This is a genomic window from Gammaproteobacteria bacterium (assembly GCA_013151035.1).
Lineage (GTDB): Bacteria > Pseudomonadota > Gammaproteobacteria > JAADJB01 > JAADJB01 > JAADJB01.
In genome coordinates, this window is record JAADJB010000033.1 from 39,719 (window position 1) to 64,079 (window position 24,361).

The following is a 24,361-nucleotide window of genomic DNA, read 5'->3' on the forward strand; positions in this document are numbered from 1 at the left end:
CCAACTATTTAAATAAGCTAAATTATTTCCCTATACAAAAACTGGAAAAGATCCTACCCAATAAGTCATCACTACTAAATTCACCTGTAATCTCATTCAAGGCATGTTGCGCCTGATGTAGCTCTTCTGCCAACAGTTCACCAGCACGCTGTTGCGTGAGCTGTTGATGCCCGGATTGTACTGATAACTGTGCTCGACGTAAGGCATCCAAGTGTCTGCGCCGAGCAATAAATTCACCCTCATGCCGTCCTTCATAACCCACTAACTGCTCCAGATGTTGCCGTAACAAATCAACACCCTGCCCTGTTTTTGCCGATAAAAAAATACTGGTTTCATTATCGCCTTCCAGTATCTCCGCCTTCTTTCCCGTCTGATCAATCTTGTTAAGTACACGAGTATAGGGGATATGCTGAGGAAAACGATCAACAATCCCTTTATCTTCCTCACTAAACCCCTTGTTATCATCTATCAGCAATAATATTCTGTCGGCGCTTTCAATCTCAGACCAGGCACGGCGCACACCCTCCTGCTCAACAATATCATCGCTCTCACGCAGACCTGCCGTATCAATAATATGCAAGGGCAAGCCATTAATATTAATCGCCTCACGCAATATATCCCGGGTTGTCCCTGCCTGCTCAGTAACAATCGCGCTATCCCGACCACTCAAACAATTAAGCAAACTGGACTTACCCGCATTCGGACAGCCCGCAATAACAACCGTCATGCCTTCCCGTAGCAAACAACCCTGCCCGGTTCGACTAATCAATTCATCAAGCGCCTGCTCCAGTGCGTTCAGTTGCTTGACAATACCCTCATCCGCCAGGAAATCAATCTCCTCCTCAGGAAAATCAATCGCTGCCTCAACATACATGCGTAACTCCACCAGTTTTGCTAACAAATCATGTATATAACTAGAAAATTCACCCTTGAGGGAACGCAAGGCCGCCCTTGCCGCCTGCACACTACCCGCCTCAATCAGGTCTGAAATTGCCTCAGCCTGAGCCAGATCCAATTTATCATTAATAAATGCACGTTCTGAAAACTCACCGGGCCGCGCCATACGCACACCCAATGAAAGCACGCGTTCCAGCAACATATCCATGATGACAGGACCACCATGTCCCTGTAGTTCCAGGACAGATTCTCCGGTAAAAGAGTGGGGTGCAGGAAAATAAAGCGCAATACCTCGATCCAGGGGATCACCTTGTTGATCTAGAAAATCAACAAGATCAGCATATCGGGGAGACAATATTTTACCCAGCAACAGCTGTTGAATATCAGGAACCCTGGGGCCAGAGACACGAATAATTGAAACCCCACCTCGACCTGGCGGGGTTGCTAATGCAGCAATAGTATCTGTAGTGTTACTCATAGCACGTATTCTATCGGGCTATGAGAGAAAAACGAATAATTAATTAAGTCTCGCTTCTTCCATGGATAATGGAAAAGCCTTTATAAACTCCATACCCAGGGTAAAGGTACCCTCTCCGATTGACCGATGCCAAAGTATCCTGGCAAGAGCCCCAAAACCAGGGCCATCAAAACGAACGACAGAAAGCTTATCCTTGCTTGGCAAGGTATCGGTTTCAATAACAAGCTGGGTTCCACCTGCCGAAAGATCACAGGTCTTTACAAAATAATACAGGCCGTCACAATTCAAGGTACCTTCTGCGCCCAAACTGATACGATCATAAATTCTTCGGTTAATGCTTTCTTGTTGTAAATTACTCATAACCACCACCCTTTATTCAAACGAACATCGCCTTTTTTCTACGCCCTTAGTATACATACTAGATCATCGAAGAAAAAAATCAAACGCATAAACCATATTACGATGTTAACGAATGACTACCCGTCCCCACCTTGCGGGTAATAACCCACTGTTGTGAGATTGATAAAACATTATTCACGACCCAGTACAATACCAGACCCGATGGGAAGAAGGCAAAGAAAACGGTAAAGATAAAGGGCAACAACATCATCACCTTAGCCTGAATCGGATCCATCGGTGGTGGATTCAGCTTCTGCTGAATAAACATCGAGATACCCATAAGCAATGGCAACACATAATAAGGGTCTTTTGTTGCTAAATCACTGATCCAGAAGATAAAAGGTGCCTGCCTTAACTCGACTGCCTCCAGTAAAACCCAGTATAAAGAGATAAATACCGGAATCTGTACCAAAATAGGTAAACAACCACCAAGAGGGTTAATCTTCTCGGTCTTGTAGATATCCATCATCGCCTTATGCATACCCTGCTTGTCATCGCCAAAACGATCCTTCAGAGCCTTCAAGCGTGGGGTAATACGACGCATATTCGCCATCGAACGATAACTGGTCTCAGATAGTTTATAAAAGATCCCCTTGATCAATACTGTCAAAAGGATAATAGACCAACCCCAATTACCGACCATGGAATGAATATTCTTTAACAACCAGAAGATCGGCTGGGCAATCACAGTAAATACCCCGTAATCCACGGTCAACTCCAGACCCTCTGCAATTGTTACCAGCTTATCCTGATCCTTTGGCCCAATATACAGTTTACGTTTAAAAGAAAACTCACCACCATCTTCAATCTTCTGACTTGGGCCAACACTACCAATAATATAGCGTGGATTGTTTAACGCCTTGGTATAAAAAAGGTTTTTTTCATTTTTATCGGGTATCCAGGCACTAAAAAAGTAATGCTGGACCATCGCAACCCAGCCATTTGCAACCGTTTTACTCAGATTTTTCTCAACCATGTCATCAAAGGCTATTTTTTCATATTTATCCTCAGGGCTATAAATAACCCCACCGGTATAGATATAAATAAATCTGGAGTCTGCAGAAGTATCGGGCTCAGAGCGCTGTAATTGGCTGTATTGATTACCCTTCCATGTCGTACCCGTTTCATTTAGAACCCGATGCTCCACATCAATCAAGTATTCGCCTTCATAAAAGGTGTAGGTCTTGATGACCTCCAGACCTTCTGGACTCGTCCAGTATAATGGGACCTTTAATGTACCCGCACCCGCTGTTAACTGATATTGATCCTGCCGAGATTGATAACGAATATGATGACTGGGCTTTATTTTTCCAGCAGAATTAAGCCCGGATTGAGCAACAAACAGCCCTGGTAAGGTTTCCCTCATTAAGGAAAAAGGTTCGCTTTCGCCATTAACCTCAACCGTATAATCTCTTAGTCCCGCATAACGAATATCGCCACCTAAGGTATCGATCTCTATATCCAGCACATCAGTAACAACATGGATACGCGATAAGCTATTTAACTCACTTCTAAGAGGTGCCACATCGACCGATGGTGCGCCATCCAGTAACGCAATATCGTCACCCCCAACACCCGGCAGATCATCAATCTGTATGGGACTACCCCGCTCTACCGCATCCTGTACCACAACAATCTCAGGTGGCGGTGCATAATCCTTCTGCCAGGCATCCCATAACATCAAGCTAACAAAAGAAAGGGCAATAAATAAGATTAATCGTTGATTTTCCATAGGCCTACTAATGAGAATGAGTCTGTTTTTCCGGGACGGGATCGATGCCCCCTTCATGCCACGGGTGACAACGACCGATACGTCGTATCATCAACCATGAGCCGCGCAACACACCGTAACGCTGAATAGAGGTTATCGCATAACTGGAACACGTTGGATAAAAACGACAGTTTGATCCCAGTAATGGGCTAAATAAATAACGGTATATCTTGATCAGAAATATTAAAATTGTTTGCATGATTGAATACGCACCCAGTTCCTCTCCAATATTTTCTGCAATACCTGATTGTTATTGCTAGCCATATTTGCTCGAGCAACAACAATAATGTCGATGCCCTTCAATATGGATTGATTATGACGGAAGCTTTCCCTCGCTACACGCTTGATCCGATTACGATCGACCGCCTTTTTTACATTTTTTTTGGCTATAGCCAAACCTAAACGAGATATCCCATATGTATTTTTTGTCGCAATAATCAGCATTGTTTTTTCATGAAAACGAATGCCTGTGTTAAATACATTGCGGTATTCAGAGGGCTTCAATAAACGCTGGCATCTGGAAAAATGAAAACGATGTGCTACTAACAAAGGTCTTCAGCCCGCGCTATCAATGACTCTAGGCAGATAAACGTGCGCGGCCTTTTGCCCGACGAGCCTTGATTATAAGACGTCCATTTTTTGTGCTCATACGAGCACGAAAACCATGATTGCGTTTACGCTTAAGGTTACTAGGTTGAAATGTTCTTTTCATCGTGTTGACTGCCAATAGCTAAAAATTAATAAGGTTGAAGCATACCACCCCATCCAGAGTGGTGCCGGAGACGCGCAATTCTAGTGTGTATGCTCACGGGAGTCAAGGGGATTACCCGCATCGGGGAAGAGCAGACTTTGGGTTAACAGGATATGTAATATATTAATTCTGGATTACTCACCGTAACAGGTTTAGACTTTCTCTCCTTGCCATTAATAATTATTATCTGGGGTTTTGCGTGCCTGTCATGTTGTGGAATAAAAGCCTGAAATGTCTGGAAAATGAATTACCTGAACAGGAATTCAACACCTGGATAAGACCATTACATGCCATCGAAGAACAAACATCCATTCGTTTATTAGCACCCAATCGTTTTGTCCTGGATTATGTCAATAATAATTTTATTGATATTATTCAAAAGGTTATTAAAGATCTTTGTACTGATTTTGTGCCTGATATCCAGCTTGAAATTGGCACACGTCAAGTTGAGAAAAAAACTAATCTAGTTACACCGATACAATCCGGAAACACAATAACTAATATTTCATCACTCAATAACGGCCTGAATTCAAGCTATACTTTCAATAATTTTGTTGAGGGAAAATCCAACCAGATGGCGCGTGCCGCTGCCTTACAGATATCAGAAAATCCTGGTAAGGCCTTCAATCCCTTGTATCTTTATGGCGGTGTTGGTTTAGGAAAAACTCATTTAATGCACGCCGTTGGCAATTTTTTAATTGAAAAAAACCCGAATATTCGAGTTAAATATCTGCATTCTGAAAAATTTGTTGGTGATATGGTCAAGGCCTTACAACATAACACCATTAATGAATTTAAGCGTTTATATCGATCCGTTGATGCCTTGCTCATTGATGACATTCAGTTTTTTGCTGGAAAAGAACGGTCACAAGAAGAATTTTTCCATACTTTCAATGCCTTACTAGAAGGTAATCAACAAATCATTCTTACTTGTGATCGTTATCCTAAAGAAGTTAATGGCCTGGAAGAACGTCTGAAATCACGTTTTGGCTGGGGACTGACCCAGGCCATTGAACCCCCTGAACTTGAAACACGTGTGGCTATCTTGATGAATAAAGCTCACCAGGCCAATATTGATCTACCTTCGGATGTTGCTTTTTTCATCGCTGAACGTATTCAATCCAATATTCGTGAATTAGAAGGGGCCTTACGTCGAGTTATCGCTAATTCCCGTTTCACCAATCAAGCCATTAATCTAAGTTTTACCAAAGAGGCCTTGAGGGACCTTTTGGCGATACGCGATCGATTAATATCCATTGAAAACATACAAAAAATCGTTGTTGATTATTATAAAATCCGTATCTCAGATATGTTATCGCCTAAACGTAGCCGATCCATTGCCCGACCTCGACAGATTGCAATGGCATTAGCAAAAGAACTGACAACCCATAGCCTACCAGAAATTGGTAATGCCTTTGGTGGTAGAGATCATTCAACCGTTATTCATGCATGCAAGAAAGTAGTTGAATTACGAGGAAGTGATTCCAGAGTAATGGACGACTATAACAACCTATTAAGAACACTATCAACATGATGTGGATAACTTGTGGGTAATATTTTCATTCAAACATTAAGCAAATTTGTTAACATTTTATCAACATATTATAATGGTGCTTATGATAGGGGTTATTACTATATGCAACCAATTGAAAATAATGGTGTTTTTGTGGTTATCAACAGAAAACGGCGAGACTAATAATAGTAATAGGTTTTATATAATATACTTATATTAATATATAGAGATCAGGAAAGAATATGAAATTTACAATTCAACGAGAAACCTTTTTAAAACCTTTACAACATGTAACAGGTGTAGTTGAACGTAGATCGACTATGCCTATATTGGCAAATATATTAATTAAGGCCAAAGGTAATAAATTAAATTTAACAGCAACCGATCTGGAGGTTGAACTTTCTTCCGAGGTAGAAACAGAGATTAAGGAAGAAGGGGAGATTACGGTACCAGCACGTAAATTACTGGATATTTGTCGAACTTTACCAGAAGGGGCTAATCTTAATGTTAGTCAAAAAGACGATCATATTATTATTCGTTCAGCTAAGAGTCGTTTTTCCTTATCCTGTTTACCGGCAACTGATTTTCCAATTGTAGAAAATATTGTGAGTGCAAAATCCTTTGTTATTGCACAAGAAGATTTAAAAAGTGTAATAGAATCAACGCACTTCTCTATGGCTCAACAAGATGTTCGTTATTATCTGAATGGTTTAATGTTTGAATTATCCAGTGAAAGATTACGTACAGTGGCTACTGATGGACATCGTTTAGCATTGGGTGATTTTGAAATTGCGATAGATGATGTTGAAGAACCTTACCAGGTTATTGTTCCTCGTAAGGGTATTCAGGAATTATTACGTTTATTAGAAGAGGGTGAGGCAAAGGTAGAGATTGGTAGTAATCATATTCGTATTTATTCAGAAAACACACGTTTTACCTCTAAATTGATTGATGGGCGTTTTCCAGATTACCAGCGAGTTGTTCCTAAAGGCGGTGATAAAAATGTGATTGTTGAGCGTGATATTTTGCGTCAGGCTTTGACTAGAACCTCTATTCTTTCTAATGAAAAATATAAGGGAATCAGGTTCTTACTGGAATCCGGGTTATTAAAAATACAGGCGCATAATCCTGAGCAGGAAGAGGCTGAAGAGGAGATAGAAATTGATTATCAGGGAGAATCTTTAGAGATTGGTTTTAACGTAACCTATTTGTTAGATGCTTTATCAGCGGTAACCTCAGATCAAGTTCAGATGATATTAAGTGATACTAATAGCAGTTGTTTGGTTAAATCACCGGTTACAGAGGCTTATAAATACGTTGTTATGCCGATGAGACTTTAGTTTGTTCTTTGTTATATGGCATTAAAATATCTATCTATTCAAAATTTCCGTAATTTCAAAACCCTGAATCTGGAATTATCCGAGGGATTTAATTATTTTGTAGGGGCGAATGGGGCAGGGAAGACCAGTATTCTAGAATCAATTTATTATTTAGGCCACGCCCGATCCTTTCGTACACGTAAATTTGAAAAAATAGTACAACATGAGACAAGTAGTTTTATTGTGCATGGAAAAATCGATGATCCAAACAAAGGCGTTTTTTCGGTTGGCATAGAGAGTAAGAAAGGGAAACAAAAAATCCACATCAATGGTCAGTCGGTACAACAGGTAGCGAGTCTTGCCAGCAAAATACCCATTCAGTTAATTGACCCTGATAGTCATAATCTATTGCAGGGGGGCCCTAAATTCAGGCGACGCTTCCTGGATTGGGGAGTGTTTCACGTGGAACCCTCCTTTTTTTTGGTTTGGCAACGCTTTATGCGGGCATTACGACAAAGGAATGCGGTTTTAAGAACCAGGGCAGGGCAGGCGCAGATTTCTGCTTGGGATAATGAGATATCTGAATCAGCAGAAAAATTACATCAATTAAGATCATCCTATATTAATAACTTCTCTAATTTATTGATATGTAATATAAAAAAAATATTTGATTGTGATAGTGTCGATATTCAGTATCGCTCTGGATGGGCAGAATCAAGTGATTATCAAGCCTATTTACAAGATAATATAGATAAGGATATGGATAAGGGTTTTACCCGATACGGCCCCCATCGTGCCGATCTTGTGCTTACAATCAATGATAGACCGGTACAAGAATATATTTCACGGGGGCAGCAGAAGTTATTAACAATTGCGATGTTAATCACCCAGGCGGTATTGTTTTCAAATGTAACCAACAAACAGTGTTTGTTTTTGGTTGATGATTTATCCGCTGAATTGGATGAGGAGCATCGTCGTAGGGTTTTAAGTGAGTTAGCTGAATTAAATGCCCAGGTTTTTATTACGACTGTTAATGAAGAGGATGTTGTTTTATTAGATCTTCCACAGAAAAAAGTGTTTCACGTGAAACATGGAATAGTTGTTTGATTTTAGATCTGAGCGTTCTTAGGTTAAACCGGCGTAAGCAGGGTATAAGTGTTACAATGACCGGAGAATCTTTGGTCAATTATATATTTTAGGTAGGCATAATCCATGAGTGATAATACGTCTTACGATTCATCCAGTATTAAGGTATTGCGGGGCTTAGATGCGGTTCGTAAGCGCCCCGGTATGTATATTGGTGATACCGATGATGGCACAGGTCTTCACCACATGGTATTCGAGGTAGTCGATAACTCGATTGATGAGGCGCTTGCGGGTCATTGTTCTCAGATTGATGTCACGATACATACTAATAATTCGGTTTCGGTTTCTGATGATGGTCGAGGTATTCCGGTTGATATTCACCCGGAAGAGGGCTGTTCAGCTGCTGAGGTTATTATGACCGTGCTTCATGCAGGGGGTAAGTTTGATGATAATTCCTATAAGGTATCGGGTGGTTTGCATGGTGTGGGTGTCTCGGTTGTTAATGCTCTATCAGAGTCATTAAATCTTGTTATTAATCGAGGCGGTAAGGTTTATGAGCAGGAATATTCTTATGGAGAACCAGTAAAGCCTTTAGAATCAACGGGTTCAACAAATAAAACGGGTACAGGTATTCGTTTTAAGCCTAGCTCTAACACCTTTACTAATATTGAATTTCATTATGATATTCTTGCTAAGCGTTTAAGAGAGCTTTCTTTTTTAAATTCCGGTGTCTGTATTCGTTTAAATGATGAACGCAGTGATAAGACGGATACCTTCGAATATAAAGGCGGAATTCAGGCCTTTGTTGAACATCTTAATCGTAATAAAACGCCTCTACATCCCAGTGTATTTTATTTTGATACGATGAAAGAGGATGTAGGGGTTGAGGTTGCCTTTCAATGGAACGATTCTTATCAGGAAAATATCTTTTGTTTTACCAATAATATTCCACAAAAGGATGGCGGTACTCATTTAGCGGGTTTTCGTTCGGCACTCACTCGAACCTTGAATCAGTATATTGAAAAAGAAGGTCTGGCGAAGAAGGCTAAGGTCTCTTTAACCGGTGAAGATGCCAGAGAAGGGCTTACAGCGGTTTTATCGGTAAAGGTTCCAGATCCTAAGTTTTCTTCACAAACGAAGGATAAGTTGGTCTCTTCTGAGATAAAAAGCATAGTAGAATCAACGATGTCTGCGCAGTTACAGGCGTTTTTACTAGAACAACCAGCAGAGGCAAAGGGGATTACCTCAAAGATTGTTGATGCTGCCAGGGCTAGAGAGGCGGCCAGAAAAGCACGTGAGATGACACGCCGTAAGGGTGCTCTGGATATTGCAGGTTTACCCGGAAAACTGGCTGATTGTCAGGAGAAAGATCCGGCTCTGTCTGAATTATATCTGGTGGAGGGTGATTCCGCTGGTGGTTCTGCTAAACAGGGCAGGGATCGTAGACATCAGGCGATTTTGCCATTAAAGGGTAAGATCCTGAATGTTGAAAAGGCACGCTTTGACAAGATGATATCCTCAGCGGAGGTGGGTACCCTGATTACTGCCTTAGGCTGTGGTATTGGTCATGAGGAGTTCAATATTGATAAACTGCGTTATCATCATATTATTATTATGACCGATGCTGATGTTGATGGATCACATATTCGTACCTTGCTGCTGACCTTTTTCTATCGTCAGATGCCTGAATTAGTCGAAAGAGGGTATATCTATATTGCCCAGCCCCCTTTGTATAAAGTAAAAAAAGGCAAGCAAGAACAATATGTTAAGGATGATCAGTCATTAAATAATCTGTTGTTACAGACAGCACTTGATGGGGCGCAATTGTTTGTTAATGCCGATGCCCCCAGTATTGCTGGAGAGGCGTTGGAGGACCTTGCCAAGGCCTATATGGCGGTTGAGGCGATGATTAAGCGCTTAAGTCTTCGATATGATGCAATGCTATTAGAGAGAATAGTTTATCTCCCTGTTTTAAAAGAAGAAAATCTATCTGATAAAGCCTTTATGACGGATTGGTGTAAAAACCTGGGGGATTGGGTTAATAGCGATCAACAAGCAGGTAGAAGTTATCGTTTTGCCCTTAATATGCAGGCATCGGAGGATGAAGCTTTTAATATCAGCATCGAGCGTTTAACTTATGGCATTGTAAGCGCAGAACAAAATCTTTCATCCGGTTTCTTTAAGAGCTCGGAATATGAACGTATGATGAGCCTGGGTTCGCGTCTGGAAGGTTTGCTGGGGCAGGGTGCTTATATTCAGCGTGGAGAAAAAGAATTACAAATCAATAACTTCAAGCAAGTGATCGAGTGGTTATTGCAACAGGCAAAACGTGGACAGCATATTCAGCGTTATAAAGGCTTAGGTGAGATGAATCCCGATCAGCTATGGGATACGACAATGAACCCTGAGACACGGCGTTTATTACAGGTTCGTATTGAGGATGCCGTGGCAGCTGACGAGGTGTTTACTACCTTAATGGGTGATAACGTTGAACCACGTCGAGAATTTATTGAAGAGAATGCCTTGAGGGTGTCTAACCTGGATGTGTAGATTGCATATTTAAGGTAAATATTATTTCGTTCCCATGCTCTGCGTGGGAATGCAGATGGTGGTATACAAGTATCGAGTGAGGTATGAGTTCCCACGGAGGACCATGGGAACTAGATACAATGCGCACCCTACCATTAAGAGAGCTCTATCACCTTATTCTCAATCCACTCCTCTGCCATTTTAACAATTTCCTTTGCTTTCATGCCGGTGGTTGGCATACAGGGTCCAATCACAACCCGGATGGTTCCCGGATGTTTGATAAAACCACGGCGTGGCCAGTATAGACCGGCGTTGTGTGCAATGGGGACAATCGGAGAGTGGGTCTTTTGTGCCAAGAGTCCAGCACCGGGGTGGTAGATGGCTTTTTTACCCGGTGCGGTGCGTGTGCCTTCCGGAAAAATCATGAGCCAACGGCCTTGTTTGAGTCGGGTTGAGCCTTGTTTAATCATGTGGTTTAGTGCCTGGCGACCAGCTTTACGATCGATTGCAACCGGTTCCATACAGGCGAGCCCCCAACCAAAGAAGGGGATTCGTAGTAGTTCCTGTTTTAACACCCAAGACAAGGGAGGCAGGAAGGCTTGAAAGGCAATGGTTTCCCAGGCAGATTGGTGTTTGGCGAGAAAGATGGCGTTTTTTTCCGGTAGGTTTTCCAGCCCTTCAACCTGATAATCCAGTTTACAGAGATATTTCAGTGCCGACAGGTTGATATGTATCCAGGCTCTGTCCATACGAATACGCACATAAAAAGGCATCAGGTAGAGGGGTATCAGAAGGATTGAAAACAGGATGGTGGATATAACAAGAACCAGCCAGTAGAGCAGGGAGCGTACAAATAACATGGATTCAAACAACCATTACTGGTTAATTAAAAAATTAGTGTAACTGGCGAGATCATCAAACACAGGATAGTGGTCAGGATTTTCCAGTTTGTTCAGGGTGCGTTTTCCTTTTCCTGTGCGCACCAGAATGGCTTGTGCATCAGCGGCTTCAGCGGCTTGTAAATCACGTAATGAATCACCAATGACAGGGGTTTGATGCAAATCAACGTGCAGGCGATTGGCAATATTATGCAGCAGTCCCGGTTTAGGTTTACGGCAATCACAGTGATCTTTTGGCCCGTGTGGACAAAAGAATATCGCCTCGATTTTACCGCCGAGCCCGGCAAGCGCACAATGCATCTTTTCATGGATTCGCATGAGGGTATCAAGGGTAAAAAGTTCTCTGGCAATACCGGATTGATTGGTGGCGATCACAACACGATAACCGGCGTGGTTTAGGCGTGCAATGGCTTCGAGGCTACCATCAATGGGTATCCATTCTGACGGGGATTTGATGAAGTCATCTGAATCCTGATTGATAACACCATCCCGATCCAGAATTATCAGTTTTTTTGCCATTAGCAATCCCTGAATTCCGATACTCGAATGCGACCATCAATCATGCGTGATTCTCGTTGCATAATTTTTTCCATCTTGTTCCAGAAGGCCTGGTTCAAATCAAAGTTGGCAGCGATGGCGGTACCCATAATTAGGATTAACAGGTCGGCACATTCCTCCGAGAGTTCATCAATGCCTTTTCCCTTTGTCACACAGGCGGCAATCTCACCGAGTTCCTCTGACATCAAGGCAATGCGGTAGGGCATATCTTCACCACCCTTTTCCTTGAACTGATGTTTGTCATGGAATGCCTGTACCGCCTCCAGCATGGAAGAGTAATTGTTTTTATGGTTTGTCTCATTCATATTTTAAGGTTCCTTAATCACTGATTGATTGTAGGACAGAGATATCAGAAACTTGTAGAAACAGGTCTGCCAGTTGATTTAATAGTGCCAGGCGATTGCCGCGTAGGGCATCATCTTTATCCATCACCATGACCTGATCAAAGAATTGGTCAACAGGGTCACGCAACTCAGCTAAGGTAGTGAGTGCACGGGTATAATCACCTTGTTCCAGCATCGGTGTGACCTGAGGATAAAGTGCCTCCAGGGCTGCGAATAATCTTTGTTCAGCGGCTTCCTTTAATAAGTCACTATTAACCTGAGCGGGTATGGCTTCATCGGTTTTGCGCAGGATATTACGAATTCTTTTGTTGGCGGCAGCCAGGGTCTCGGCCTCAGGTAATTTAATAAATTCATTACAAGCCAGGATGCGTTGATTAAAATCCAGAGGGCGTACGGGTTTAAGTTGATAGACCGATTCAAAGATATCCGGGCGTGTTCCCTTTTCTGCATACCAGGCACGTAGACGTTCCAGCATAAAATCAAAAACGCTGACCACTAATTGATCATCGTGTAAATCAGCATCCAGTTGATCGGCGGCTTGTTGTAATAATACCTGTAGATCCAGATCCAGTTCACACTCGATAATAATACGCAATACACTCAGTGCTGCACGGCGTAATGCAAACGGATCTTTATCTCCCGTGGGTGCCTGACCTAAGGAAAATATCCCGATCAAGGTATCAATACGATCTGCCAGGGCAAGGGTCTGACCAATCGCGGATACGGGTAATTCACCACCGGCATTGCGTGGCATATATTGCTCGTTCAGTGCATTAGCAACCTCGGTATTCTCACCATCTTCCAGCGCATAGTAGCGTCCCATCGTGCCTTGCAGGTCAGGGAACTCACCCACCATATCGGTTAAAAGATCACATTTTGCTAACTGTGCTGCACGTTGAGCATGTTCTGTATTGGCACCGATATGACTAGCAATGGTCTGTGCCAGTTTAGCGACACGTTTTTGTTTGGCACCAATACTACCTAGCTTTTTCTGGAAGATAATATTATCCAGGGCAGCAACGCGCTGTGCCAGACTTTGTTTTTTATCTTGCTGCCAGAAGAAGACGGCATCGGCGAGGCGAGGTCGAATAACACGTTCATTACCGGATTGTATCTGTGCCGGATCTTTACTCTCAATATTGGCAATGGTAATAAAGTGAGGCAATAGTTTTCCATCCTGATCCAGTAGAGGAAAATATTTTTGATGATCTTGCATGGATGAGATTAGTGCTTCCGCCGGGATCTCAAGAAAGGCCTCGTCAAAACTGCCATGTATGGCTACCGGCCATTCAACCAGAGCTGTAACCTCATTCAATAAATCTGGGTCAATATGGGCTGTGCCCTTCAGTTCATTTGCGGTGGCATTAATCTGTTGCAGAATATTTGCTTTGCGCTTATCCATATCAGCAATAACCCATGCCTGTTCAGCCAGTATGGATTCATAGTTGGCTGGCTGATCAATACGAATAGGTGCAGGGTGATGAAAGCGATGACCGTGGGTTTCACGAGCGGAGTCAATACCAAGAATATTGGTCTCGATGACCTCATCGCCGAACAGTATCAGAACCCAGTGTACCGGACGCACAAACTCATCTTTTTTATCAGCCCAGCGCATACGCTTGGGAATAGGGAGTTTGTTTAATGCATTTTTAATAATATCAGGTATGAGTGCTGTTGTAGTCTGTCCTTGTTCGGTATTACGATAAACTAGCCAGGTCCCTTTTTTTTCGGTTTGCTGTTCTAGTTGTTCAACCTCAACACCACAGGATTTTGCAAACCCAAGAGCCGCCCGGGTTGGGCAACCCTCGTCATCAAAGGCAGCCGCAAGCGCAGGGCCCTTGCGTAAAACCTCCTGACTTTCTTGTGCCGATTGCAGGCCTGAAACCAGAATGGCAAGTCGTCTGGGTGTGGCAAAACTTTTGCTGGTGCTATACCTCAGTTTTGCTTTATCCAGTGCTTGACAGATTTCATTGGCAAAGACAGTGGATAACCGTTGCAGTGCCTTGGGAGGAAGTTCCTCGGTACCAATCTCTATGAGTAAATCATTATTCTCGTTGGTCATTTTAATGCTCGGTTTATGACGATTTTAACATCGGGAAGCCTTTTTCTTCACGGCTTTCATAATAGGTTTGGGCGACGGCTCGGGACAGGGAGCGAACGCGTAATATATAACGTTGTCGTTCGGTCACAGAAATGGCCTTGCGTGTATCCAGCAGGTTAAAGGTGTGTGAGGCCTTGAGTACCATTTCATAGGCCGGTAGCGGTAAACCTTGTTCAATGAGTGACTGGCTTTCACTTTCACAGGTATCAAACCACTGAAACAGCGATTCAATATTGGCGTGTTCAAAGTTGTAGGTCGACATCTCGACTTCATTTTGATGAAAGACATCATGGTAGGTCACAGGGCCATCCGGGCCATGAGTCCAGATCAGATCATAGACACTTTCTACACCTTGCAGATACATGGCGATACGTTCCAGCCCGTAGGTGATTTCACCGGTTACGGGACGACAGTCCAGTCCACCGACTTGTTGGAAATAGGTGAATTGGGTGACCTCCATACCATTGAGCCATACCTCCCAGCCCAGACCCCAGGCACCCAGTGTAGGGGATTCCCAGTTATCTTCAACAAAACGGATATCGTGAACAAGAGGATCAATGCCCAGTTGCTTTAATGATTCCAGGTAATACTCCTGGATCTTTAACGGGGAGGGTTTGAGGATAACCTGAAATTGATAATAGTGTTGCAGCCGGTTAGGGTTTTCGCCATAGCGCCCATCGGTGGGTCGTCGGGAGGGTTGCACATAGGCAGCACGCCAGGGTTCAGGGCCAATCGAGCGCAGAAAAGTGGAGGGATGAAAGGTACCGGCACCCACTTCCATATCAAGCGGTTGTATCAGTGTACAACCTTGTTTGGCCCAGTATTGCTGCAGTGCCATTATCAGGCCCTGAAAGGTTTTTACATCGGGATTAGTCATTGAGTATGCAGTACAAAAAGGTTATCAGTGATAACCGGTGCCGCCGGGAGCGGCACCGGGCAAGCAAGGTTTTTAGAATTTGAGAGCAATACCGACATTAAACATGCTGACAGGAATAGCCGTGTTGTAACGTTCCCATTCTGCTCGTAGTTGAAGGACAGAGTTGATGCCGTATTGCATGCCAATACCAAAGGCAAGGTCGGTGCCATCGTTGGAATCATTACGTGTGGTGAGAGTATCACGCAGATCCTGATCCCAGAAAATGACACCACCCTTGGCAAAGACACTGACGTCTTTGTTGAAGTAATGGCTGGCAGTCCCCATAAAGTAAAAACCTTCGGTTTCCATGTCGATTGCCTTAGTAGCGCTTCTTTCATTTTGATCACCAAGATCAACCCAACCAGTATCAAAACCAAAGATTTCAGAAAATAGCTGGTCGTGACCACCGGAAAATTTCCAGCCGGTACCACTTTCTTTTACCGGACCGGCAACCGTATTATCATCAACGTTCGCCTGCCCATAAGACAGACCAACGTAAATACCAGCATTAGCGGTAGTTGCACCTAGGGCGGTCGCTAAAATCATGCCTTGTATGGCTATTTTATAATTTTTCATTGTTTCCTCCATCAGATATACACTGAGATTTTTTGTAAAATTATGCACTGTACCCGCTCTAAAACAGCGGACACAGATTTACTTGTGACGTGATTGTAACAGCATTAATCCAATAACCCTACTTTAGTATGAGGGAAAATTAGGTGGATTTTGTTAGAATAGTCGAATTACATGAAAATATCAGCTTTTGAGTTGTCATCCTCGCGCCTGCGCGGGAATGACAACAAATAGCAAATGACGAGTTAACGAGGCAGTAATGGTATGACAAAAAAACGTAAGGCAGTTGCCTTGATATCCGGGGGACTGGATTCATTGTTGGCGGCAAGGGTAATGCAGGAACAAGGCATTCATGTGGAGGGGATTAACTTCTACACGGGGTTTTGTGTTGAGGGGCATACTCATGCTATCCGCAAAAAGGATAAGAATAAGCCAAAACGTAATAATGCCCTGTGGTCAGCCGAGCAGTTGGGTATTAAACTACATATCGTTGATATTATCGAAGAGTACAAGGATGTATTGATCAATCCCAAGCATGGTTATGGTGCTAATCTAAATCCTTGTTTAGATTGTAAAATATTCATGGTTAAGAAGGCTCAGGAGTGGATTGAAGAGCATGATTTTGATTTTATTATTACCGGAGAGGTGGTTGGTCAACGACCTAAATCACAACGTAAGGACACCATGCCGGTGATTGCCGCTCAATCCGGTGCTGAGGACAGGTTGTTACGACCCTTATGTGCAAAAAATCTCCCGGAAACCTTGCCAGAACGAGAGGGTTGGGTAAAAAGGGAGGAATTACTCGGTTTTAGTGGTCGAACGCGTAAGCCACAAATAGCCTTAGCCAAGCACTTTGGTTTTGAGGACTATGCCCAGCCAGCGGGGGGCTGTTGTTTTCTGACGGATGAAAAATACAGTAATAAGCTGGTTGATTTATGGCAAAACCGGGGCTGTAAGGAATATGAGATTGATGACATTATGATGCTTAAAGTGGGGAGACATATCAGGCCTGCGGCTAATTTTAAGCTGATTGTAGGAAGAGAAGAGGGTGAAAACCGATTCTTAGAGGGATATAAGAAGAGTTTTACCTATTTTCATGTGATAGATTTTAATGGCCCATTGGTTCTGCTTGATGGTTCAGCGAGTGAGGAGGATCTGATCCTGGCAGCCAGAATTATTGGTCGCTTTAGTCAGGGTAAAGATGCCGAACAGATACAGGTTAAGATGGTGCAAGTGGACGGGCTGGAACGGGTGTTCGAGGTCAAACCCTTGCCGGCATCCGAATTTCCGCAGGCGTGGTATCTATGATAACTCATCAGATTGATGCGCGTTTTATGCTTTGTCCACTGCCCGTCATCAGAACGCAGGATATGATTAAGGATTTGCCTACGGGGGATTTACTGGAAATCACCTGTACTGATCCTGGTGCCTTGCATGATATCCCGGCCTGGTGCCGAGTGCATGGTCATGAAGTTGTTGATACTCTGGAACAGGATAACGAGATTATTATTACCGTCAGGGCGATACAGGAAGAGGTTCCTGAAAAATAATGAACAGGATGACCAAACATTACCCGGAGGTACGCAAGGTAACCATTGTTGGTTTGTTGGTTAATTTGGTTTTGAGCGTTATCAAAGTAATGGGTGGCTGGTTGTTACATTCCCAGGCGTTGGTTGCCGATGGTATTCATTCGCTCTCTGATCTGATTACTGATTTTATGGTGCTCTATGCGGCAAAGCACTCGCATCGTGAAGCGGATGAAAATCACCCTTATGGGCATGGTCGTATTGAGACCCTGGCAACCGTTGCCCTGGGTATTTTATTGTTGCTGGTTGCTATCGGGATTGCCTATGATGCGGTGAGTCGTTTATTCCATCCGGAAACCTTATTGATACCTGGTGCGTTGACCCTGGTGATCGCTATTATATCGGTATTGAGTAAGGAGGCCTTATATTGGTATACGATGAATGCTGCTAACAAGGTGCGTTCACCTATATTAAAGGCGAATGCCTGGCATCATCGTTCGGATGCCATCTCTTCTATCGTGGTGTTGGTGGGCATCCTAGGTACGATGTCGGGTTTGGCGTATCTGGATGCGATTGCTGCGGTGGGTGTTGCCTTGATGATTGCAAAAATTGCTATTGATCTGGGTATGAATAGTTTGTATGAGTTGATTGATACGGCCTTGAACAGGGATGAGGTTAATGAGATTCGCGCTGCTATTTTGAATATTTACGGTGTCCGTTCGTTGCACATGTTGAGGAGTCGACGTAGTGGCGGTGATGTCTTGATTGATCTACATCTACAGGTTGATTCAACCCTGAGTGTCTCGGAGGGGCATCAGATTGGCGAGGCGGTGCGTCTTCGTTTGCAGGGGGAGTTTGAGGATATCTCTGATGTGACGGTGCATATTGATCCAGAGGATGATGAGGAAAATTCACCTTCGGAGGGTTTGCCTTTACGTGCTGAGGTGACGCAAGATTTACAAAAGCAGTGGTCGGGTATTATTGATTTTGATCAGATAAAAAAAATCACCTTGCATTATCTGAGTGGTAAGGTGCATATTGATGTGGTTTTACCTATTCATCTACTGGATAATATTGAGTCAGCTGATGATTTATCATCGCAACTGGTCGAGAAGGCGCGTGAATTGGTTGTGGTTGGAGAAGTGAAGGTATATTATCGCTAAACCTGTTTAAGCGGGTTTGCATCAAAATAGCGCCTATAGAGGAGGCTGCGCCCCTTTTTAGGTCGTTTATGACTGATTTCTGATTGATCAGAAATGTAACTATTTGATTTCGTAGCTTAGGCATATATGGCATAATTTATGCACTATTAAGTAGAGTTTCTAAAATAATATTTGGAGGGGCACAATGTCCGCAACTAAAGTTATCAAGCAAATTAAGGACAAGGGGATCAAGTTTGTTGATCTTCGTTTTACAGATACCATTGGTAAAGAACAGCATGTAACGATGCCATCGAATGTCGTTAATGCAAAATTCTTTAAAGAAGGCAAGATGTTTGATGGTTCAAGCATCGCTGGCTGGAAGGGTATTAACGAATCAGACATGGTGTTGTTACCTGATTCAACCAGCGCTTTTATTGATCCATTCATGGATGAGCCAACCATCATTATCCGTTGTGATATCCTGGAGCCAAGCACCATGAAGGGTTATGAGCGTGATCCACGTTCTATTGCTCGTCGTGCCGAGGCTTATTTAAAATCAACCAAGATTGGTGATACTGCTTTCTTTGGTCCTGAGCCAGAATTTTTTATCCTTGATGATGTGCGTTGGGGATCGAATATGCAGGGTTCCTTCTATAAGGTGAACTCTGATGAGGCATGCTGGAATTCAGAGCACGTCTTTGAAGATGGCAACATTGGTCATCGTCCTGGTGTGAAGGGTGGTTATTTCCCTGTTCCTCCCGTTGATTCCCTGCATGATATTCGTGCCTCCATGTGTATGGCAATGGAAGAGATGGGTCTGAAGGTTGAGGTGCATCACCATGAGGTAGCCACAGCCGGTCAGTGTGAGATTGGTACCGAGTTTAATACCTTGTTGAAGAAGGCTGATGAGGTTCAAATCCTGAAGTATGCAGTACACAATATTGCTCACATCTACGGTAAGACAGCAACCTTCATGCCGAAGCCAGTAGTGGGTGATAATGGTAGTGGTATGCATGTTCACATGTCGATTGGCAAGGCAGGCAAGAATATCTTCTCAGGTAACAAGTATGGTGGTCTGTCCGAGAAGGCATTGTATTATATTGGTGGTATCTTCAAACATGCGCGTGCATTAAATGCCTTTACCAATGCCAGTACCAATAGTTACAAGCGTCTGGTTCCTGGTTTTGAGGCACCTGTTATGTTGGCTTATTCAGCGCGTAACCGTTCTGCTTCTGTGCGTATTCCATTTGATTCAAATGTCAAGGCACGTCGTATTGAGGTGCGTTTCCCTGATCCAACAGCGAATCCATACCTGGCATTTGCTGCCTTGTTGATGGCAGGCCTTGATGGTATCAAGAACAAGATTCATCCGGGTGAAGCGATGGATAAGGATCTTTATGATCTGCCACCAGAAGAAGAGAAGAAGATCAAGACCGTGAGTACTTCTCTCGAGATGGCACTGCAAGAGCTGGATAAGGATCGTAAGTTCCTGACTGCAGGTGGTGTATTTACAGATGATACGATCGATGCCTATATTAAATTGAAGATGGCAGATGTCACTCGTTTGAACATGACAACTCATCCTGATGAGTTTGATATGTATTACAGCTTGTAACAGATTGGCTGTAGATAAAAAACGCCTTCAGATGGAGGCGTTTTTTTTTGCTTTTTAATGGAGGACAGCGCACACTATTTGCCATTGCCTTAAGGTAGGGTGCGTATTACGCACCATGTTCTGGAGATTATCAATGAAGAAAAACTCGATAGGTTTATGGCTACTATTATTATTGCCATTGCTGGCTAATGCCGAGATTTATAAAGGTATTGATGCTGATGGACATGTCATGTTTAGTGATCGTCCTATGGCAGGTTCCGAGCCGATAAAATTAAAACCGGTGACGACTTATACCTATAAGGCACCCGTAGTAAAACGGAAGCTGAAATCTGATAAGCATCCTACCGATTTTGTTTATCAAAAACTGACCTTGCTTAGTCCATTAAATAAACAAACAATCCGTAGTCAGGAGGGGATTGTTAATATTCAGTTTAGCACTGTTCCTGCCTTGAAAAAGAAAAAGGGACATTTCTATCAAATCATACTGGATGATAAGGTGTTGGTTGATGAGCTAACAGAGGCACAATATGCGTTGAGTAATATCGATCGGGGTGAGCACCGGTTAAGTATTCGCTTGCTGGATAGTGATGGTAAGTTATTAATTGAGAGTGAGCAAAATATATTCTATATAAGAAAACACTCGGTTTTGTTCAGGAAGCCTGGATGAAGTTTTTTTATGTTAAATAAAGAGGGTGAAAAACGTATTCTTGAGGGTTTAACAACAGCCATTATTTTGCTGGATAGTGATTATCGTTTGTTATATATCAATCCAGCGGGTGAGCATATGCTGGCATATAGTTTTAGTCGTGTGGCAGGTATTCGTTTAGGTGAGTTGATCAAGAATATTGCACAGCAGGATTATCATCTACAACGAGCCTTAACTAGAAAACATCCCTATACTGAGCGTGAATTATCACTGGAGTTATCGAGTGGTGAGCGTTTGACAGTGGACTGGACGGTAACGCCCTTGCTTGAGCCTGAGTGTGATACGGTGCTATTACTGGAATTGACACAGGTGGATCGACACATACAAATATCCAGAGAAGAAAATTTATTAGTGCAACAGGATGCTGCGCGAGAGTTATTAAGAGGTGTGGCACATGAGGTTAAAAATCCGCTCGGTGGTTTAAGAGGTGCGGCACAGTTGTTGGAGATGGAGCTTGATAGTGATGAGCTGAGGGAATATACCCGTATTATTATTGGTGAGGCAGATCGTCTGCGTAGTCTGGTGGATCGTATGTTGGGCCCTAATCGTTTACCGAAAAGGGTCGAGGTTAATATTCATCAAATACTGGAGCATGTGCGTAGCCTGGTATTGGCAGAAGGTCGTGAGGGTCTGGATATTACTCGGGATTATGATCCGAGTATTCCTGATTTTTTTGCCGCACCGGAATTATTGATACAAGCCATATTAAATGTGGTTAGAAATGCAGCACAGGCAATAGAGAGCACGGGTGAGGCGGGTTGTATTACGCTTAGAACCCGGGCGCAACGTCAGTTTACTATTGGTCATAAACGACATAAGTTAGTGGTAAGAATCGAAGTTATTGATAATGGGCCAGGTATTGCCGAGGCAATGATCGAAAAGGTTTTTTATCCAATGATTACGGATCGTGCCGAGGGGACAGGTTTAGGTTTAAGTATTGCACAGTCGTTGATTCATCTGCACGGTGGTTTGATTGAATGTGAGAGTGAACCTAGTCATACCGTGTTCAGAATACAGATGCCGTTGGAGAGTGAAGAAGATGAGTAAATTAATTAAGGCGTGGGTGATCGATGATGATCATTCGATTCGCTGGGTGCTGGAAAAGGCTTTGAAAAAGGCGGGGATAGAGGTGCTCTGTTTTGAATCGGCCAGTGGTATTATCGATACCCTGGAACAGGATCAGCCGGATGTCCTGATCTCGGATATTCGTATGCCGGGAATTGATGGGCTGGAGTTATTAAGTGATATACAGCAACACTTTCCTGAGTTGCCAGTGATTATTATGACAGCACACTCCGATCTTGATAGTGCGGTCTCTGCCTATCATGGTGGTGCCTTTGAATATTTACCCAAGCCCTTTGATATTGATGAGGCGGTTGCGTTGGTGAAACGTGCCGCTGAACATCGGCGTAGACAACAAGTTGCGGGTGATGAAGCACTGGTAATAGAACAGGTGCCCGAGATTATCGGTGAGGCACCTGCGATGCAGGAGGTGTTTCGGGCAATTGGGCGTTTGTCTCGTTCTAATATCACTGTGCTCATTAATGGTGAATCAGGAACAGGAAAGGAGTTGGTTGCATTGGCATTGCATCGCCATAGTCCGCGCGCCAATGAGCCCTTTATTGCATTAAACACGGCGGCAATACCGAAGGATTTACTCGAGTCGGAATTGTTTGGTCATGAAAGGGGGGCCTTCACAGGTGCGCAGGCGCGACGTATCGGGCGTTTTGAGCAGGCTGATAACGGTACTTTATTCCTCGATGAGATTGGTGATATGCCTGCTGAATTGCAGACGCGTTTATTGCGTGTGCTTGCCGATGGTGAATTTTATCGTGTGGGTGGACACACGCCGGTTAAGGTTGATGTGCGTATTATTGCGGCTACTCACCAGAATATCGAACAACGGGTGCAGGATGGACTCTTCCGTGAGGACCTGTTTCATCGCTTGAATGTGATTCGTATACACATGCCGGCATTGCGTGAGCGTAGAGAGGATATTGCCATATTAATGCAGCACTTTTTAATCATGGCAGCTAATGAACTGCGTGTTGAAGCCAAATCCCTGATAACTGAGACGGAGAATTACTTGAGTCAGTTAGAGTGGCCGGGTAATGTCAGGCAGTTGGAAAATTTGTGTCGTTGGTTAACGGTCATGGCATCGGGTCAGGAGATTCAGATTGAGGATCTACCACCGGAATTAAAGGTTGAGGGTGGTGTAGAAAAGGTATCGCTCCGATCATGGGATGAGGGTTTAAAGAACTGGGCAGAACAGCAATTGAGTAGCGGTAATGAAGGTATCCTTAATGAGGTAACACCCTTGTTTGAGCGGGTGATGATAGAAGCGGCATTAAAATATACCTCGGGTAGACGACAGGATGCCGCACGTTTACTCGGCTGGGGTAGAAACACACTGACGCGTAAAATCAAGGAACTGGATCTGGAGCCATAATTAGTTTTCCGTCCAGCTACTATTTTCTACAACGGCCTGTCCGAGAAGTGCCTGGGCAACCTCGGCAGTAAAGTCGATATTAACACCGGATTGCAGGTCAACACTACCGCCAATGAGGATGGCTCCGGTGAGATTAACCCCTGACTCAAGGGTAACCTCATCGGCGCTTTCACCAACAATCAAGCCTTTGATAATGGCGTTTTGTTTGATCTCTACCTCGGCATCAGGATAGAGGTTTATCCATAAATCAGAGGCATTGCCATTGGTATTCCATTGACCATTTTCGTGTATATCAAGATCATCACCAATATGAATATTGACGATACCCTCAGGCGAAATAATCAGGGTAGCTGATGATGATATATCGAATTCATTAATATAGTAATCACCAGGAGCCAGGGTTACGGTAGCATTTTGACCAATCTCCAGTTCATTAATGAGATAGGTGGCATTGCTATCGGTAAAGGTTAAGGTGCCATATTGATTGATGGATATCTCGTTATATTGCCCATTACCCAGTGTTAGATTGCTTATATCTTCATAATCACAGTTTGAACAACTGGCATATTGAAATGCACCAAGGGTAGCCAGGATAACATCTTCACTATTTGGGTCTTGAGGATTGTATAGATTGCGATCATCCAGTTCTGCCGTGACCAGGACGGTATTACAGCTATTATTATTTTCATCGCCGTCATCGCCGTCATCGCCGTCATCGTCATCATCGTCATCGTCGTCATCACCTCCCATCATGCCACCACCCCCCATCATGCCACCACCCCCCATCAT

General features: G+C 43.5%; 23 protein-coding genes. 11 read left to right on the forward strand and 12 right to left on the reverse strand.

Going from position 1 to position 24,361, the window contains the following annotated elements; genetic code table 11:
* Positions 1-22: 22 nt before the first annotated feature.
* The 6 genes from mnmE to rpmH all read right to left on the reverse strand — a co-directional run bounded on the left by mnmE (position 23) and on the right by rpmH (position 4,257).
* The gene (gene mnmE, locus GXP22_07665) at positions 23-1,375 is read right to left on the reverse strand and encodes a tRNA uridine-5-carboxymethylaminomethyl(34) synthesis GTPase MnmE (GenBank protein ID NOX09345.1); all 1,353 of its coding nucleotides are present in this window, start codon (positions 1,373-1,375) and stop codon (positions 23-25) included.
* 39 nt (positions 1,376-1,414) lie between these two features.
* The gene (locus tag GXP22_07670; GenBank protein ID NOX09346.1) at positions 1,415-1,735 is read right to left on the reverse strand and encodes a PilZ domain-containing protein; all 321 of its coding nucleotides are present in this window, start codon (positions 1,733-1,735) and stop codon (positions 1,415-1,417) included.
* A gap of 97 nt (positions 1,736-1,832) precedes the next feature.
* Positions 1,833-3,506, reverse strand: coding sequence for a membrane protein insertase YidC (gene yidC / locus GXP22_07675; GenBank protein ID NOX09347.1), 1,674 nt, complete (start codon positions 3,504-3,506; stop codon positions 1,833-1,835).
* A 7-nt stretch (positions 3,507-3,513) separates the two neighbouring features.
* Positions 3,514-3,744: a membrane protein insertion efficiency factor YidD gene (gene yidD, locus GXP22_07680; protein ID NOX09348.1), complete on the reverse strand. Its 231-nt coding sequence runs from the start codon at positions 3,742-3,744 to the stop codon at positions 3,514-3,516.
* On the reverse strand, positions 3,729-4,049 hold the full coding sequence (gene rnpA, locus GXP22_07685) for a ribonuclease P protein component (GenBank protein ID NOX09349.1): 321 nt from the start codon (positions 4,047-4,049) through the stop codon (positions 3,729-3,731). The genes yidD and rnpA overlap by 16 nt, the downstream gene beginning before the upstream one ends.
* A gap of 73 nt (positions 4,050-4,122) precedes the next feature.
* A complete protein-coding gene (gene rpmH, locus GXP22_07690) occupies positions 4,123-4,257 on the reverse strand; it encodes a 50S ribosomal protein L34 (protein ID NOX09350.1) in 135 nt (44 codons plus the stop codon).
* A 247-nt stretch (positions 4,258-4,504) separates the two neighbouring features.
* Here rpmH and dnaA point away from each other — a divergent pair, with 247 nt between their 5' ends.
* The 4 genes from dnaA (at position 4,505) to gyrB (ending at position 10,764) form a co-directional block, all read left to right on the forward strand.
* Entirely contained in the window at positions 4,505-5,830 is a 1,326-nt protein-coding gene (gene dnaA, locus GXP22_07695) for a chromosomal replication initiator protein DnaA (protein NOX09351.1), read from the forward strand.
* Positions 5,831-6,051: 221 nt separating this feature from the next.
* Positions 6,052-7,149 (forward strand): DNA polymerase III subunit beta, encoded by a 1,098-nt coding sequence (gene dnaN / locus GXP22_07700; GenBank protein NOX09352.1) that lies wholly within the window; start codon positions 6,052-6,054, stop codon positions 7,147-7,149.
* Between the two features lie 15 nt (positions 7,150-7,164).
* The gene (gene recF, locus GXP22_07705; protein ID NOX09353.1) at positions 7,165-8,235 is read left to right on the forward strand and encodes a DNA replication/repair protein RecF; all 1,071 of its coding nucleotides are present in this window, start codon (positions 7,165-7,167) and stop codon (positions 8,233-8,235) included.
* Positions 8,236-8,340: 105 nt separating this feature from the next.
* Positions 8,341-10,764: a DNA topoisomerase (ATP-hydrolyzing) subunit B gene (gene gyrB / locus GXP22_07710; GenBank protein NOX09354.1), complete on the forward strand. Its 2,424-nt coding sequence runs from the start codon at positions 8,341-8,343 to the stop codon at positions 10,762-10,764.
* Positions 10,765-10,898: 134 nt separating this feature from the next.
* Here the strand turns inward: gyrB and GXP22_07715 are convergent, their stop codons facing one another.
* The 6 genes from GXP22_07715 to GXP22_07740 all read right to left on the reverse strand — a co-directional run bounded on the left by GXP22_07715 (position 10,899) and on the right by GXP22_07740 (position 16,137).
* Positions 10,899-11,603: a 1-acyl-sn-glycerol-3-phosphate acyltransferase gene (locus tag GXP22_07715; GenBank protein ID NOX09355.1), complete on the reverse strand. Its 705-nt coding sequence runs from the start codon at positions 11,601-11,603 to the stop codon at positions 10,899-10,901.
* 15 nt (positions 11,604-11,618) lie between these two features.
* The gene (gmhB, locus tag GXP22_07720; GenBank protein ID NOX09356.1) at positions 11,619-12,161 is read right to left on the reverse strand and encodes a D-glycero-beta-D-manno-heptose 1,7-bisphosphate 7-phosphatase; all 543 of its coding nucleotides are present in this window, start codon (positions 12,159-12,161) and stop codon (positions 11,619-11,621) included.
* Positions 12,161-12,505, reverse strand: a complete 345-nt coding sequence (locus GXP22_07725; GenBank protein ID NOX09357.1) for a nucleoside triphosphate pyrophosphohydrolase family protein — start codon at positions 12,503-12,505, stop codon at positions 12,161-12,163. Before GXP22_07725 ends, gmhB begins: the two co-directional genes overlap by 1 nt.
* Before the next feature lie 13 nt (positions 12,506-12,518).
* The gene (locus GXP22_07730) at positions 12,519-14,606 is read right to left on the reverse strand and encodes a glycine--tRNA ligase subunit beta (protein ID NOX09358.1); all 2,088 of its coding nucleotides are present in this window, start codon (positions 14,604-14,606) and stop codon (positions 12,519-12,521) included.
* A gap of 13 nt (positions 14,607-14,619) precedes the next feature.
* Entirely contained in the window at positions 14,620-15,522 is a 903-nt protein-coding gene (gene glyQ, locus GXP22_07735) for a glycine--tRNA ligase subunit alpha (GenBank protein NOX09359.1), read from the reverse strand.
* A 72-nt stretch (positions 15,523-15,594) separates the two neighbouring features.
* Positions 15,595-16,137 (reverse strand): outer membrane beta-barrel protein, encoded by a 543-nt coding sequence (locus GXP22_07740; protein ID NOX09360.1) that lies wholly within the window; start codon positions 16,135-16,137, stop codon positions 15,595-15,597.
* A 261-nt stretch (positions 16,138-16,398) separates the two neighbouring features.
* On the opposite strand from GXP22_07740, the gene GXP22_07745 reads away from it, so the two are divergent.
* The 7 genes from GXP22_07745 (at position 16,399) to ntrC (ending at position 23,572) form a co-directional block, all read left to right on the forward strand.
* Positions 16,399-17,442, forward strand: coding sequence for a tRNA (5-methylaminomethyl-2-thiouridylate)-methyltransferase (locus tag GXP22_07745; protein ID NOX09361.1), 1,044 nt, complete (start codon positions 16,399-16,401; stop codon positions 17,440-17,442).
* Positions 17,439-17,684 (forward strand): sulfurtransferase TusA family protein, encoded by a 246-nt coding sequence (locus tag GXP22_07750; GenBank protein NOX09362.1) that lies wholly within the window; start codon positions 17,439-17,441, stop codon positions 17,682-17,684. The genes GXP22_07745 and GXP22_07750 overlap by 4 nt, the downstream gene beginning before the upstream one ends.
* Entirely contained in the window at positions 17,684-18,823 is a 1,140-nt protein-coding gene (locus GXP22_07755) for a cation transporter (GenBank protein NOX09363.1), read from the forward strand. Before GXP22_07750 ends, GXP22_07755 begins: the two co-directional genes overlap by 1 nt.
* Positions 18,824-19,007: 184 nt before the next feature.
* Positions 19,008-20,417 carry a glutamate--ammonia ligase gene (glnA, locus tag GXP22_07760; GenBank protein NOX09364.1) on the forward strand — a complete coding sequence of 470 codons (1,410 nt, stop codon included), beginning with the start codon at positions 19,008-19,010 and terminating at the stop codon, positions 20,415-20,417.
* Between the two features lie 133 nt (positions 20,418-20,550).
* Positions 20,551-21,084: a DUF4124 domain-containing protein gene (locus tag GXP22_07765; GenBank protein NOX09365.1), complete on the forward strand. Its 534-nt coding sequence runs from the start codon at positions 20,551-20,553 to the stop codon at positions 21,082-21,084.
* 9 nt (positions 21,085-21,093) lie between these two features.
* Entirely contained in the window at positions 21,094-22,170 is a 1,077-nt protein-coding gene (locus GXP22_07770; protein NOX09366.1) for a PAS domain-containing protein, read from the forward strand.
* Positions 22,163-23,572, forward strand: coding sequence for a nitrogen regulation protein NR(I) (ntrC, locus tag GXP22_07775; protein ID NOX09367.1), 1,410 nt, complete (start codon positions 22,163-22,165; stop codon positions 23,570-23,572). The genes GXP22_07770 and ntrC overlap by 8 nt, the downstream gene beginning before the upstream one ends.
* The last annotated feature ends 789 nt before the right edge of the window (positions 23,573-24,361 follow it).

What these genes read in the sequence shown, in the direction of transcription:
- mnmE (NOX09345.1), bottom strand. Translation starts at nt 1,375, where the DNA reads ATGAGTAACACTACAGATACTATTGCTGCATTAGCAACCCCGCCAGGT.
- GXP22_07670 (NOX09346.1), bottom strand. Translation starts at nt 1,735, where the DNA reads ATGAGTAATTTACAACAAGAAAGCATTAACCGAAGAATTTATGATCGT.
- yidC (NOX09347.1), bottom strand. Translation starts at nt 3,506, where the DNA reads ATGGAAAATCAACGATTAATCTTATTTATTGCCCTTTCTTTTGTTAGC.
- yidD (NOX09348.1), bottom strand. Translation starts at nt 3,744, where the DNA reads ATGCAAACAATTTTAATATTTCTGATCAAGATATACCGTTATTTATTT.
- rpmH (NOX09350.1), bottom strand. Translation starts at nt 4,257, where the DNA reads ATGAAAAGAACATTTCAACCTAGTAACCTTAAGCGTAAACGCAATCAT.
- dnaA (NOX09351.1), top strand. Translation starts at nt 4,505, where the DNA reads ATGTTGTGGAATAAAAGCCTGAAATGTCTGGAAAATGAATTACCTGAA.
- dnaN (NOX09352.1), top strand. Translation starts at nt 6,052, where the DNA reads ATGAAATTTACAATTCAACGAGAAACCTTTTTAAAACCTTTACAACAT.
- recF (NOX09353.1), top strand. Translation starts at nt 7,165, where the DNA reads ATGGCATTAAAATATCTATCTATTCAAAATTTCCGTAATTTCAAAACC.
- gyrB (NOX09354.1), top strand. Translation starts at nt 8,341, where the DNA reads ATGAGTGATAATACGTCTTACGATTCATCCAGTATTAAGGTATTGCGG.
- GXP22_07715 (NOX09355.1), bottom strand. Translation starts at nt 11,603, where the DNA reads ATGTTATTTGTACGCTCCCTGCTCTACTGGCTGGTTCTTGTTATATCC.
- gmhB (NOX09356.1), bottom strand. Translation starts at nt 12,161, where the DNA reads ATGGCAAAAAAACTGATAATTCTGGATCGGGATGGTGTTATCAATCAG.
- GXP22_07725 (NOX09357.1), bottom strand. Translation starts at nt 12,505, where the DNA reads ATGAATGAGACAAACCATAAAAACAATTACTCTTCCATGCTGGAGGCG.
- GXP22_07730 (NOX09358.1), bottom strand. Translation starts at nt 14,606, where the DNA reads ATGACCAACGAGAATAATGATTTACTCATAGAGATTGGTACCGAGGAA.
- glyQ (NOX09359.1), bottom strand. Translation starts at nt 15,522, where the DNA reads ATGACTAATCCCGATGTAAAAACCTTTCAGGGCCTGATAATGGCACTG.
- GXP22_07740 (NOX09360.1), bottom strand. Translation starts at nt 16,137, where the DNA reads ATGAAAAATTATAAAATAGCCATACAAGGCATGATTTTAGCGACCGCC.
- GXP22_07745 (NOX09361.1), top strand. Translation starts at nt 16,399, where the DNA reads ATGACAAAAAAACGTAAGGCAGTTGCCTTGATATCCGGGGGACTGGAT.
- GXP22_07750 (NOX09362.1), top strand. Translation starts at nt 17,439, where the DNA reads ATGATAACTCATCAGATTGATGCGCGTTTTATGCTTTGTCCACTGCCC.
- GXP22_07755 (NOX09363.1), top strand. Translation starts at nt 17,684, where the DNA reads ATGAACAGGATGACCAAACATTACCCGGAGGTACGCAAGGTAACCATT.
- glnA (NOX09364.1), top strand. Translation starts at nt 19,008, where the DNA reads ATGTCCGCAACTAAAGTTATCAAGCAAATTAAGGACAAGGGGATCAAG.
- GXP22_07765 (NOX09365.1), top strand. Translation starts at nt 20,551, where the DNA reads ATGAAGAAAAACTCGATAGGTTTATGGCTACTATTATTATTGCCATTG.
- GXP22_07770 (NOX09366.1), top strand. Translation starts at nt 21,094, where the DNA reads ATGTTAAATAAAGAGGGTGAAAAACGTATTCTTGAGGGTTTAACAACA.
- ntrC (NOX09367.1), top strand. Translation starts at nt 22,163, where the DNA reads ATGAGTAAATTAATTAAGGCGTGGGTGATCGATGATGATCATTCGATT.